The 12,288-nt window shown below is 63.6% G+C and carries 10 protein-coding genes; 4 read left to right on the forward strand and 6 right to left on the reverse strand.

The features are described 5' to 3' along the window. From mltG to gmk, 3 genes are all read left to right on the forward strand, one after another. Positions 1 to 1,025: endolytic transglycosylase MltG (mltG, locus tag AB7F49_RS21430; RefSeq protein WP_428526076.1), on the forward strand; the 1,025-nt coding region annotated here is incomplete at its 5' end. 79 nt (positions 1,026 to 1,104) lie between these two features. Further along, on the forward strand, positions 1,105 to 1,992 hold the full coding sequence (locus AB7F49_RS21435; protein WP_428526078.1) for a YicC/YloC family endoribonuclease: 888 nt from the start codon (positions 1,105 to 1,107) through the stop codon (positions 1,990 to 1,992). Then, on the forward strand, positions 1,989 to 2,645 hold the full coding sequence (gene gmk / locus AB7F49_RS21440) for a guanylate kinase (protein WP_428526080.1): 657 nt from the start codon (positions 1,989 to 1,991) through the stop codon (positions 2,643 to 2,645). Before AB7F49_RS21435 ends, gmk begins: the two co-directional genes overlap by 4 nt. A gap of 3 nt (positions 2,646 to 2,648) precedes the next feature. Here gmk and rsmA read toward each other — a convergent pair whose 3' ends face one another. The 6 genes from rsmA to lptF are packed head-to-tail and all read right to left on the reverse strand — an operon-like array spanning position 2,649 to position 10,411. Then, positions 2,649 to 3,494, reverse strand: coding sequence for a 16S rRNA (adenine(1518)-N(6)/adenine(1519)-N(6))-dimethyltransferase RsmA (gene rsmA, locus AB7F49_RS21445; protein WP_428526082.1), 846 nt, complete (start codon positions 3,492 to 3,494; stop codon positions 2,649 to 2,651). Further along, positions 3,494 to 4,513 carry a 4-hydroxythreonine-4-phosphate dehydrogenase PdxA gene (gene pdxA, locus AB7F49_RS21450; protein WP_428526084.1) on the reverse strand — a complete coding sequence of 340 codons (1,020 nt, stop codon included), beginning with the start codon at positions 4,511 to 4,513 and terminating at the stop codon, positions 3,494 to 3,496. The genes rsmA and pdxA overlap by 1 nt, the downstream gene beginning before the upstream one ends. A gap of 1 nt (position 4,514) precedes the next feature. Beyond that, complete coding sequence (locus tag AB7F49_RS21455) at positions 4,515 to 5,459, reverse strand: SurA N-terminal domain-containing protein (protein ID WP_428526086.1); 945 nt, start codon at positions 5,457 to 5,459, stop codon at positions 4,515 to 4,517. A 40-nt stretch (positions 5,460 to 5,499) separates the two neighbouring features. Further along, positions 5,500 to 7,980, reverse strand: coding sequence for an LPS-assembly protein LptD (locus tag AB7F49_RS21460; RefSeq protein WP_428526088.1), 2,481 nt, complete (start codon positions 7,978 to 7,980; stop codon positions 5,500 to 5,502). After that, on the reverse strand, positions 7,980 to 9,056 hold the full coding sequence (lptG, locus tag AB7F49_RS21465; RefSeq protein WP_428526090.1) for an LPS export ABC transporter permease LptG: 1,077 nt from the start codon (positions 9,054 to 9,056) through the stop codon (positions 7,980 to 7,982). The genes AB7F49_RS21460 and lptG overlap by 1 nt, the downstream gene beginning before the upstream one ends. Positions 9,057 to 9,082: 26 nt before the next feature. Continuing rightward, positions 9,083 to 10,411 carry an LPS export ABC transporter permease LptF gene (gene lptF, locus AB7F49_RS21470; protein WP_428526092.1) on the reverse strand — a complete coding sequence of 443 codons (1,329 nt, stop codon included), beginning with the start codon at positions 10,409 to 10,411 and terminating at the stop codon, positions 9,083 to 9,085. A 373-nt stretch (positions 10,412 to 10,784) separates the two neighbouring features. Between lptF and AB7F49_RS21475 the strand changes: the two genes are divergently transcribed. Next, entirely contained in the window at positions 10,785 to 12,281 is a 1,497-nt protein-coding gene (locus AB7F49_RS21475; RefSeq protein WP_428526094.1) for a leucyl aminopeptidase, read from the forward strand. Positions 12,282 to 12,288: the final 7 nt, after the last annotated feature.

The following is a 12,288-nucleotide window of genomic DNA, read 5'->3' on the forward strand; positions in this document are numbered from 1 at the left end:
CCGCCGTGATGAAAATTCGCGGCGCAGACCTCAAATTCGGCGAGTACCAGTTCGCCAAGGGCGCTAGCCCGCGCGAGGTTGCCGAGACCATGAACGAAGGCAAGGTCGTGCAGCATCAGTTCACTGTCGCCGAGGGACTGACCTCCGAGCAGATCGTCGCGCGATTGCTGGAAAACGACAAGCTGACCGGTGACGTCCGCGAGGTTCCGCGGGAGGGATCGCTTCTGCCGGACGGCTATCGTTTCAACCGCGGCACGACGCGAGACGATATGATCAAGCGGATGCAGGCGGCCCAGGCGCGCATCCTCAAGGAGGCATGGGACCGGCGTGCGCCCGATCTGCCGGTCAGGAATCCAGATCAGCTTCTCATTCTCGCGTCGATCATCGAGAAGGAAACCGGCAAGCCGGACGAGCGTACGCGGGTGGCTGCGGTCTTCGTCAACCGGCTGAAGAGCAAGATGAAGCTCCAATCCGACCCCACCATCATCTACGGTCTGGTCGGCGGCAAGGGCTCGCTCGGTCGCGGCATCCTCAAGAGCGAAATCACCCAGCCTACGCCCTACAATACCTATGTGATCGAAGGGCTGCCGCCCGGGCCGATCGCCAATCCGGGTCGCGCCTCGATCGAAGCTGCTGCCAACCCGGCCCGTACCCGCGAATTGTTCTTCGTTGCGGATGGAACCGGCGGTCACGCCTTCTCGGAAACCTACGACCAGCACCAGAAGCATGTGGCGAAACTGCGCGGCCTCGAAAAGGATGCGCGCGATGCGGCTGCCGAGGCTGCGGCACCGGCAGCCCCGGCGCCGGCAGCAAGCCCCGCAGCCAGCGCAACGCCGACCCCGACTCCACCTGTGCGTCCCGCGCGGGCCCCGCAAGCTGCGCGTCCGGCTGCGCCCGCTCCCGGCCAGCGGCCAACCACGGCGGTGCAGCCGGTCCGACCGGCCCCCGCGGGGCAACGAAACCCGCAAAAGCAGGGTGCTGCGCAGCGCAACCAGACCGCGCCGAGCACCACTCGGGCGCAATAGCGCCATTGCGCGCAGCGCGATAAGGTCTGTGCGCCTCCGATTCCTGTCGGTCCCGGTTCCTCTTTCTTCAAGTGTGGCGATGACGCTATCGAGCATGACCGGATTCGCCCGCAGCCATGGTGCGAGCGGGAGTTATGCCTGGTCGTGGGAGATCAAGTCGGTCAACGCCAAAGGCCTCGAATTGCGGCTGCGGCTGCCACCGGGCCTGGATGCGGTCGAGGTCGCGGTGCGCGGGCGCGCGGCTGAGATGCTCTCGCGCGGCAATGTCTATGCAACCCTGACCGTGAATCGTGAGGGTATCGCGCCGGTGGTTCGCATCAACCAGCCTGTGCTCAACGCCTTCATCGACGCCGTCGGCAATCTGGTCGGGAAGGTCGACGCCGAAAAGCCGCGACTCGACGGCCTCCTGGGTCTGAAGGGCGTGATTGACGTCGCCGACGCCGAAGAATCGGCCGACGAGAAGGCCGCCGCCGAAGAGGCCATCGTCACAGGCTTTGTTGCCGCGCTGAAGGGTCTCGCTGACATGCGACGGCATGAAGGTGCGGCGATCGCCAAGATACTCGGCACGCGTCTTGACGAGATGGCGGCGCTTGCAGCGCGCGCCGATGCGGCGCCCGGCCGCCAGGCGGATGCCATCAAGAAGCGGCTTGCGGACCAGGTGGCCGTTCTGCTGGAAGCGTCGAACCGCTTCGACCCCGACCGGTTACATCAGGAGGCGATCCTGCTCGCGACCAAGGCGGACATTCGCGAGGAACTCGACCGGCTCGCCGCACATATCGCGCAGGCGCGCAAACTGATGGCCGGCGGCGGCGCGATCGGCCGGCGACTCGATTTTCTCTCGCAGGAACTGAATCGCGAGACCAACACGCTGTGCTCCAAATCCAACGACGTCGAGCTGACGAATATCGGGCTTGAGCTGAAGAGCGTGGTCGAGCAGTTTCGCGAGCAGGTCCAGAACCTCGAATGAGCGCAAATATCGACATTGCCCGCCGCGGCATCATGCTGATCGTGTCGTCGCCTTCGGGGGCGGGAAAGACTACCCTGACCCGCAACCTTCTCGAAAAGGAGGAAAATGTCAGTCTGTCGATTTCCGTGACCACGCGTCCGAGGCGGTCGAGCGAGATCGACGGCATCCACTACAAGTTCATCACGCGGCGGCAATTCGAACTGATGCGCGATGGGGGCGAATTGCTGGAATGGGCTGAGGTTCACGGAAACTTCTATGGTACCCCGCGCGAACCGGTCGAAACAGCGCTGGGAGAAGGCCGTGATGTGCTGTTCGACATCGACTGGCAGGGGACCCAGCAGCTTTACGAGACCATGCGCGCGGATGTCGTCAGCGTGTTCGTGCTGCCGCCGACCGCTGATGAGTTGAAGCTCCGGCTGGAACGGCGTGCGGAGGATACGCCGGAAATCATCGCGCGGCGCCTGAAGAATGCCGCCGAGGAAATCCCGCATTGGGAGGAATATGACTATGTCCTCGTCAATCGCGACCTCGAAAAGAGTTTCATGCGCCTGCGCGGAATCCTCACCGCCGAACGGCTCAAGCGGGTGCACAAGGACGACATCCAGGCATTCGTGGACACGCTGCTGTCCGACTTGCGAGCGCTGTCGTCGTAACGGCTACCCGCGTGCGGCGTAGGCCCGAGCCAGCCGCACAAATCCGGCAATCGGGATATCCTCGGCCCGATCGGTCGGTGCGATGCCGGCGGCATCCAGCAGGGGCAGAGGATCCGGCACGAGCGATTTCAGGCTTTGGCGCAGCATCTTGCGCCGCTGGCCGAAGGCGGCTTCGGCGACACGCGAGAGCGCGGTGCGCTCGCACCCATCGGGCGAAGTCCGGGGGATCAGTTCGACCACCGATGAGGTGACCTTCGGTGGCGGTACGAAGGCGGATGGCGCGATGTCGAACAGGATTTTCGGCTGGGTTCGCCACTGCGCGAGCACCGACAGGCGGCCATAGGCCTTGGTGTTGGGCCGCGCAACGATCCGCTCCGCCACTTCGCGCTGAAACATCAGCACGAGGCGGTCATAGAAGGGCGGCCAGGTCTCGGTCTCGAGCCACCCGGTGAGCAGCACCGTTGCGATATTGTAAGGCAGATTGGCAACGATGCGGACCGGACCCGATCCGATGAAGGGCGCGGGATCGAAATCGAGCGCATCGGCTTCCACTGCGATAAGCTTGCCCGGACAATGAGCCGCGATATCGTGCAGGGCTGCGATCGCGCGGCGGTCGCGTTCGACGGCGATGACACAGGCTGCGCCATGCGCGAGCAGCGCGCGCGTCAGCCCGCCTGGGCCCGGCCCGATCTCGATCACGGTAACGCCGGCGAGCGGTCCCGCTGCGCGCGCGATGCGGCCGGTGAGATTGAGATCCAGCAGAAAATTCTGGCCGAGCGATTTTTTGGCGATCAGATCGTGCCGGCGGATGACTTCGCGAAGTGGCGGCAGATCGTCAAGCCCGGCCATCAGGCTGCCGACAGCGACACCGGCGCCTGCGCCGCAAGCCGCGCCGCAAGCTTGAGCGATGCAATCAGGCTTGCGGGATTGGCACGACCGGTACCGGCAATGTCGAACGCCGTGCCGTGGTCGGGCGAGGTGCGCACGAAGGGCAGGCCAAGGGTGACATTCACCGCTTCATCGAAGGCGAGGGTCTTGATCGCGACCAGTGCCTGGTCGTGATACATGCACAATGCGGCGTCGTAGGAACGCCGCGCGGCCGCATGAAACAAGGTGTCGGCAGGCAGGGGGCCGCGTGCCGCGATACCGGAAGCTGCGAGCCGTGCAACCGCGGGCCGGATTACCCGAAGCTCTTCATCGCCGATCAGACCGTCTTCGCCGGCATGCGGATTAAGCCCCGCGATGGCGAGGCGAGGCGCCGGAATGCCGAAACGCTCGATCAGATCATGCGCCACGATCCGGCCGGTCTCGTAGATGAGATCCGCAGTGAGCAACGCGGGAACCTCCCGCAGCGGCACATGAATCGTCACCGGGACCACCGCCAGATCTTCGCACCACAGCATCATCACCGGCATGGCTGCGACTCCCATGAGATCGCGGGCGAGTCGCGCAAGATATTCGGTGTGTCCGGGATCCGCAAAACCTGCGCGATAGAGGACCGATTTGGCGATCGGGTTGGTTACGATGGCGGTGGCGCGGCCGTCGATGACGTCGCAAACCGCCCGCCGGATCGAGGCAAGCGACACTGCCGCGCTAGATCCGTCCGGGTGGCCGGGTTCGGCGGTGGCCGTTTCCTCGAGCGGCACCACCGGCAGGGCGGTGTCGAAGCAGGCCGAGGCTTCCTCCGGCGTCACCACGTCGACGGCGACCGACAGGCCGATCCGGCGCGCGCGGGCGGCAACATGAGCGGGATCGGCGACGAGGTAGAACGCCGGCAGATATTGCTCGCGCCTGAGACGCCACGCGGCGAGCGCGATGTCGCAGCCGATTCCGGCCGGCTCCCCGATCGTCAGCGCGAGCGCGCGCATCTCATTGCGGCTGCTTGTATTCGATCATGGCCTGCGACCGCAGCTCCTTGAGATAGCGATCGGAATGCCTCTGAAACCGGCGCTGGAAAATCTCGTCGCGCAGCTTTCTCTTGTTCGGAGAATCCGAATTGGTCTCCTTGCGGTCGCACAGCGCGAAGATATCGACGCCGCCTGCGGTCACTTCCGGCGGGGTGACCTTGCCGACCTCGACCTTGGCGAGAATGTCGCGCAATGCCGGGCTCAAATCCGCCGAATTGCGCCGAACCGGCGCGCGCACCACCACTTCGCGCAGCGCACGCGCAAAGGCGAGCCCCGAACTGCACGACTGAAATCGCTGGCGCAGCGCCTCCGCCTCGCGCTTGCGTGCCTCCACGAGGTTGGCGGGCGACCCACGCGGGACCACGAAAGTTATCGGATACAAGGTATATTCGACGCCGGCCTCCCCCTGGTCGGTCCCCTGCAGCTCGGCGTCAAAGATATCCTTCTCTGACGGCGTGAGCTGCTGGCTGAACTTGCCCCGCACCATCTGGTTCCAGGTGAGGTCGGCTTTCAGCCGCGCCTTGAGGGTATTTGGATTGACGCCCCTGCTCTGCAGCATCTTGCCGAACTGATCGGCGGTCATGCCGGTGCTGCGCGCGATATTGTTGAACGCGTTGTCCACATCGGTCTGCGACATTTCGAAATTGAAGCGCTTGGCCGCGAGGATTTTGAGCTTGTCGTCGATCAGATCGTCGATGACTTCCTGGCGGGACTTTGCCTTGCCTCCGCCGAGCGTCTGCAGCTTTCCGCGTTGCTCGATGTCATAGGCTGTGATCGGCTGTCCGGTCACATAAAGTACGATCTGGGCCTGCGCGGGCGACAGCATCAGCGTGGCGAGCGCAATCGCTCCCGCAGCCAGCGCAGCAAACGATTTTGCAACTCGTCTCGTTTTCAGGTCTCGCGTCATGGATCGTCAAACCCTGCGGATGGCGCTGTTCCGCCGCAGCCTAAAGCCCGCCGATACCGGGTACCCCGGAGGACCCCGAAGTCGTGCCCAGCGTTCGCAGGCTCAGTTGCAGCATCAGCCGATGGTCCTTCGTCGGATTGCCGCTATAGGTGTAACTGGTGATGTAATTCAGGGCCAAGATAAGGCAATCGTCGATATAGCCGACACCAAATCGGGTCTGGTCGAACTTGTCGGCGTCGATGTCGTAGCGCGCGGCGGCCAGCATCGCCCAGTTCTCGCTGACCTTGTAGGAAACCCCGCCGAGGATGCCCTCGCGGCGCGCCAGGAACCCGAGTTCCGGCTGCTTGTCATAGATGCCGTACAAGGCCTGCAGCGATAGCCGGTCGAAATTGGCCCGGCCTTCCAGCTCAAAACGACGCATGTCGAAATTCTTTTCGTCGAACCGATAGCGCGTCGTGAAGGTGAAAATGCGGTCGGGCTGATACGCGAAACGGGCCACATAATCCGACTTGCGGGTGTCGAGGCCGCTGTTGAGCCCGGTATTGGTCGCATCGCCGGCGGCGAAGGAATTGGCCCCGAACAGTTGATAGGACTGTCCGAACAGCACGTTTACATAGCCGCCGTGATTGAATTGGGTGGTGGCCTGGATGCCGTAATTGACGCGGCCGCCGCCTTCGACGCGATCCCAGCCGGCGAACTTGTCGACGCGGAACAGGTTGCCGTCGTCGAACACGAAGCTCTGCGCGTCCTCGTTCGGGAGCTTGCCGATGCTGGGCTCGTTCGGGCGCGCAATGATCTGCGCGATCGGCTCGATCGTCGTCGTGCCCCAGGGCTGTATGTTGATCAGCGGATAGCGATATTCGAGCCCGGCCACCGGCATCCCGCGAAAGCGCGTGGTGTCGCTGGTGTCGATGAAATTGGCGACGCCCGGTTCGTTCTCGATGTTGACCTGGGCGACGTCGGCGCGCAGCGAGAAGAACGGCGTCAGGACCTGCCCGAACGGATCGGTGAAGGTCTTTCTCCATGTCGCTTCTGCCGAGTAGCGGGAATAATTGCCCGGAGCGCCGCGCAGGAGGCAGTTATTGGTGTTCTTGACCGCAGGGTCCGCCGTGGTGGGGCCGCAAAAATTGGAATCTTCCGCGGTCTTGTTGATCGGATCGAACGAGGCGGTATCGCGCGACAGGCTCGTCAGATTGAACCGGAAGCTCAGTTCGCCGCCCAGGACCGGTTGCCCGACCACATAGGTGTAGTCGATCACCGGATGGATGATCGGCAGTTGCTTCTGCTGGTCGAATTCGGAGAAGCCGTAATAGTAGATGGTGCGCGCGTCGAAGAAGGCGCGGTTGCCGCGGCCGACGAGGTAGAGCTGCGACACGCGCTCCATGTTGGTGTTGCGGAACGGATTGCGCACGTCGTTGGTAAAGGTCTGGACCCGGTAATCCTGATAGAATGTCTTGTCGGAGATCAGGAGCGCGTCCCAGCCCCAGACCCAGCGCTGGTTAAGCCCGAATTGTCCGTTCGATTCGATCGAACCGCGCCAGTCGCGGTAGCCGGGCGTTGGCTGGCCGTTGGTGTGGACGAACTCGTCCTTGTCGAACTGCCGGATGCCGGCGGCGCGGATGGCGTACGCGCCGTTCATCAGCCGGTGGCGGAACTCGCCCTGGATGAAGGGGCCCTGCTTGGTCGACACGCTGGGCGTCAGGGTCAGATCGTAATTGGGCGCCAGCGCCCAGAAATAGGGAGCCTCGGCAACAAAACCGAGTTTCGAGCTGGTCGAGAAGACCGGCATCAGCCAGCCGCTCTTGCGCTTCACCGTGGGGTCGGGCGTCGAAAAGTAGGGGAAATACGCGATCGGCATTCCGAGCAGTTCGAACGAGCCCTGCTCGAAATGAATCATCTTCTCCTGTTCATCGTGGATGATGCGCGCGCCCTTGACCTGCCAGAGCGGCGGCTTGCGCGGGTCGGTCTTGCATGGCTCGCATGCGGTATAGACACCGCTCTGGAGCACCGAATAGCGGCCGTCGGAGCGGTCGGCGCGCGCGGCGGCGAACCGGGTCTGATCGGGCGTCTCGACCCGCAGCGAATCGACAAATCCGTCGCGATAATCGTCGTTCAGCTCGAGGATTTCGCCGTAGGTAATGTTGCCGCCCGGCTCGGTGAGCCGGACATTGCCTTCCGCCCGCAATCGCTTGGTGCGCTGGTTGTAGGTGACCTTGTCGGCCTCGATGGTCGAGCCGTCGTAATAGATCTGGACGTTGCCGACCGCCGACACGCGCTCGTTGACGTGGTCGTACTGAACCTCCGTCGCCTGCACCATCATCTGCTTGTCGCCTTGCGACGAGGGGCGTGCCGCCGGCTTGGCTTTCGATGTCGGACGTTGCTCGAACCGGAAGAAGTCGGTCTGGGCGGAGGCAGGCGTCATCGTCGCGAGCCCGGTCAGGGCCACGGCAAACCATGCCAGCGCCGCGACAGACAGGGCGCGGCCCAACGATCGGGGAGGGGGCGGAATACGCAACGCCATCACCCGTCTTCCTGATAAAGCAGCACCAAAAACCCCGTCAGCCCCCCGATCAGAACCGGTGCCCACGCAGCCGTCGCCGGCGACAGAAGCTCAGTCTTGCTCATGTCTTCGGTGATTTTCGATAGCACATAAAGCAGGAAGCCCGACAGCACGCCGGCGAGCACCATTTTCTGCACGCCCCCCATGCGGGCGAAGCGCAGGCTGAAGGCGGCGGCGAGCAGCACCATCGATGCGAGCAGGAAGGGGCGCGACAACAACTTGTGGTATTGAAGGCGATAGCCAGCGGCGGCGAGGCCGGCATTCTCGGCGAGCCGGATGTATTCCGGCAATTCCCAGACCGTCAGGGTTTCCGGCGTCGCGAAATTCTCGCGGACCTGCTCGCGCGACAGGTTGGTCTTGAGTGCGTAGGTGGCATGGACGCTCGGCGGAGAATTGCTCGGATAGACGCGTGCATCCGACAATTCCCAGGCCCCGTCCTTGAGGACGGCGCTAGCCGCCTCAATGCGGTCCTGGTAGCGCCCCTGCTGATCGAACGTAAAGACGGTGACGCCGGCCAGCCGCAGCCCCTGCTCGCGGCTGTTGCGCGCGTTGATGATCGACTGGCCGTCGGCGCTGCGCTGGCGCACCCAGAAGCCGGATTCCTGCTGCCCGAATTCGCGCTGCCCGAATATCTCGATTTCGTAGCGCTTGGAGCGCTCCTGCAGATTGGCCGCAACCGGGTTGTAGACGAGGGTTGCGAGCAGTCCCAGGATGAGCGCCACGATCACCGCTGGCGCAGTGAATTCCCATGCCGAGACGCCTGCTGCACGCGCCACCACGAGCTCATTGCGACGCGACAGATTGAGGTAGCATGACATCGCCCCGATCAATGCGCAGAACGGCATGATTCGTTCGGCCGTCATCGGCACCCGAAAGAACGACATGCGGATCACTGCGAGCGCGGTCGCGTTCTCGTTGCCGGATGTTCGGCGCATCAGTTCGACCGCATCGAGCAGAGCAACCAGGAACACCACGCCGCCAAAGACGGCGAGCGCCGTCACCAGGAACCGGGTCCCGAAATAGCGTCCGAGGGTCATGGATACGCGCAACGTCGTCCCCCCCGTCATGTCGCCGGACGAGCGACGCGCATCAGGCGCGACATCTGCGAAACGGTCGTGTTGACCGCTTTGATGACGAAGGCGGGAGGCTCGATTTCGAGCCCGCGATGGATCGCGTACAGACCAAGGCCGGTCGCCGTCGCCAGCAGCGCATACTGGATCGCAAGCACCCAAGGATAGCGGATGCACAACACGATCACGACAAAGCCGACGAGCCGAATGGTCGCAATGGCAATGGCCGCACCGGCAATCGACATCGCGCGACCCTGGCGGGTGGTGCGCGGCGCCCCGAGATACGCAAAAGTGATGATCGTGAAGACAATCGGGTAGAGCGGCGCGAAAATCCGGTCGTGCAATTCGGCGCGCACCTGACCGGCGGACAGTTTTGCAGTTTCGGAATCGTCGGTCACCAATTCCCAGATGAACCGGTCGCGCGCGGAAGCACGTTGCGCCTGCTGATCCGTCGGAGCCTGGGCAAGGTCGAGCGCGTAGCGCTCGAACTTTACGATGGCCGGGTCTTTCTCCTTGACCTCCGGCTGGGCCTCGCCTTTCTTGCGCTTCTTGCGGCGTACGATTTCCAGCCGCTGCACGCTGCCATTCTCGAGTACGAGGAAAGTGCCGCGTTCGTCCTTCAGGATCGTCCCCTGCTCGGCAAGAAAGGTGGCGCGCTCCTTGGGATTTCGGCGGTCGTCGACGAACACGCCGAGCAGCACGCCATTCGCCTGCCGCTCGCGGATGTGGAAGACAAGGCCGCGCTCGAAACCGTTGAAGCGGCCGGGCTGCACCACGTTGGTGACAAGGTCGGCGCGCACCTCATTGGCCCAGTGGTTCAAGGTCTGCAGCCCGAGCGGCCCGAGCCAGGCCCCGATCGCCGTCATGACGCCGGCAACCAGGATGGACATCAGCAGAAAAGGCCGGAACAGCGCCCAGGGGGACATCCCGGCCGCATTCATGACGATCAATTCCGAGTCGTTCGACAGCCGGCCGATGGCATGCATGACCGCGATCATGAGAGCGATCGGGGCGATCACCAGCACCAGCATCGGGATGACCAACCCGGTGATGCCGAGGAACACCAGCACGGTCTGTCCGCGGCTGGTCATCAGGTCGATGTCGCGCAACGCCTGGGTGATCCAGATCACCGACGTCAGGCTGAACAGCACGATCGCGAAGGCGCCGAAAGTGGATCCGAAAATGTACCGGTTGATGGCGCCGAAGCCGGGAACGCGCAGCTCCGGCATCCGGAACGGAAAACGCGGCCACCGTGCCGGCATGCGCGGCAAGCGCAGCCGGAAAGACGGCAGCTTCAACGATCCCGACCCGAGCGAAGCCATGCGGCCCGACATTCCCCCTGATACCGTCCGCGGGTCCCGAGGGACCTTCGGCACGCCCCTGGAGCAGTGGCTCCCCAAGCCATCTCCATGGAGCATTCATACTCGATTCACAACATGGCTCAGCCAAGGCAAAGCTGTTGAAAATGCATCGAAAAAAGTTAATCCGGGGGCAAGATTTACGCGCCTGTGGCTTCCGGATCACGATCCATCGGCGGTCAGGTTCCATTATGGTTAACAGTCGGCCGTCAGACCAGTGCCGGAGCCTGGAAAACGCACCGGCGGGATCGCTCGGCACATTTCGTTGGCGCAGCTGTGTTCCGCGCCGTAAAGGGAGAACTCCCATGGGCCGGAAAATTGACAGGACAGTGAACCGATGGCTGGCGGTCTCAAGGTTGGATTTTCATCCTACTCGGCGCCATCAAAGGGCGTTCTGATTGTTTTTGCAGGGACCGACCTCGCATTTGGTTCCGCGACCCGGACTTTGCTGGCGCCGACCGGTGACTTCGTGTCCCGCGCGGCAGCCGCTGACGGCTTCAAGGGCAAAAGCGGGACTGCCCTTGATCTGATCGCGCCGCAAGGACTGAAGGTGTCCCGGCTGATCGTGGTCGGGGTCGGTGCGGAGGCCGGTGCCGAGCCGGGGGACATGGTCAAGCTTGGCGGCCTCGCCTTCGGGCGGGCGCCGGCCGTCGCCGCGGAGGTTGCAATCGCCGCAGAGTTCCCGGATCGCGCCCTGACGCCTGATCAGGCGGCCGACCTGGCCCTCGGAGCGACCCTGCGGGCCTATGCCTTCGACCGCTACAAGACCAAGAAAAAGGACGCCGAGCCGGCCCCGAAGCCGCGGCGGCTAACGATCGGCACCGCTTCGGCGGACAAGGCACGCAAGGCTTTCGCCACACGGGAGGCCATATCGCAGGGCGTGATCATCGCCCGGGACCTCGTCAACGAGCCGGCGAACGTGCTTTATCCGGAGGAATTCGCGCGCCGGGCGGCAACCCTGCGCAAACTCGGTGTCGAGGTCGAGGTTTTCGACAACAAGGCCCTCGCGAAGCTGAAGATGAAGGCGCTTCTTGGTGTCGGCCAGGGTTCGGTACGCGAGAGCCGCGTTGTCATCATGCGCTGGAACGGGGGCAAGAAGGGCGCCAAGCCATTGGCATTCATAGGGAAAGGGGTGACCTTCGATACCGGCGGCATCTCCATCAAGCCGGCCGCCGGGATGGAGGATATGAAGGGCGACATGGCGGGCGCGGCCTGCGTCGTTGGGCTGATGCATTCGCTGGCTGCGCGCAAGGCCAAGGTGAATGCGGTCGGCGCCATCGGACTGGTCGAGAATATGCCCGATGGCAACGCGCAACGGCCGGGGGACATCGTCACCTCGATGTCGGGCCAGACCATCGAGATCATCAACACCGATGCGGAAGGACGTCTGGTTCTCGCCGATGTGCTCTGGTATGTGGCGAAGACCCACAAGCCGGAATTCATGATCGATCTGGCGACGCTGACGGGGGCCATCATCGTCTCACTCGGGCACGAATATGCCGGGCTGTTCTCCAACAACGACAAGCTCGCGGAAAGGCTCGTAGAAGCCGGGAAGCTCAGCGGTGAGCGTGTCTGGAGGATGCCGCTCGGCCCCGAATACGACAAGCAGATCGATTCGAAGTTCGCGGACATGAAGAATACGGGCGGACGCATGGGCGGGGCGATCACCGCGGCGCAATTCCTGCAGCGCTTCGTCGACAAGACACCCTGGGCGCATCTCGATATCGCCGGCACCGGTATGGGATCGCCGCAATCCGACATCAACAAGAGCTGGGGATCCGGCTTTGGCGTTCGCCTGCTCGACCGGCTGGTGGCCGATTCCTACGAGAAGTAGGAGCGCG

Source organism: Pseudorhodoplanes sp., from assembly GCF_050250235.1.
Classification (GTDB): Bacteria; Pseudomonadota; Alphaproteobacteria; order Rhizobiales; family Xanthobacteraceae; genus Pseudorhodoplanes.

Excerpts from the sequence above, each read along its gene's own strand:
- AB7F49_RS21435 (WP_428526078.1), top strand. The coding sequence starts at position 1,105 with ATGACGCTATCGAGCATGACCGGATTCGCCCGCAGCCATGGTGCGAGC.
- gmk (WP_428526080.1), top strand. The coding sequence starts at position 1,989 with ATGAGCGCAAATATCGACATTGCCCGCCGCGGCATCATGCTGATCGTG.
- rsmA (WP_428526082.1), bottom strand. The coding sequence starts at position 3,494 with ATGGCCGGGCTTGACGATCTGCCGCCACTTCGCGAAGTCATCCGCCGG.
- pdxA (WP_428526084.1), bottom strand. The coding sequence starts at position 4,513 with ATGCGCGCGCTCGCGCTGACGATCGGGGAGCCGGCCGGAATCGGCTGC.
- AB7F49_RS21455 (WP_428526086.1), bottom strand. The coding sequence starts at position 5,459 with ATGACGCGAGACCTGAAAACGAGACGAGTTGCAAAATCGTTTGCTGCG.
- AB7F49_RS21460 (WP_428526088.1), bottom strand. The coding sequence starts at position 7,980 with ATGGCGTTGCGTATTCCGCCCCCTCCCCGATCGTTGGGCCGCGCCCTG.
- lptG (WP_428526090.1), bottom strand. The coding sequence starts at position 9,056 with ATGACCCTCGGACGCTATTTCGGGACCCGGTTCCTGGTGACGGCGCTC.
- lptF (WP_428526092.1), bottom strand. The coding sequence starts at position 10,411 with ATGGCTTCGCTCGGGTCGGGATCGTTGAAGCTGCCGTCTTTCCGGCTG.
- AB7F49_RS21475 (WP_428526094.1), top strand. The coding sequence starts at position 10,785 with ATGGCTGGCGGTCTCAAGGTTGGATTTTCATCCTACTCGGCGCCATCA.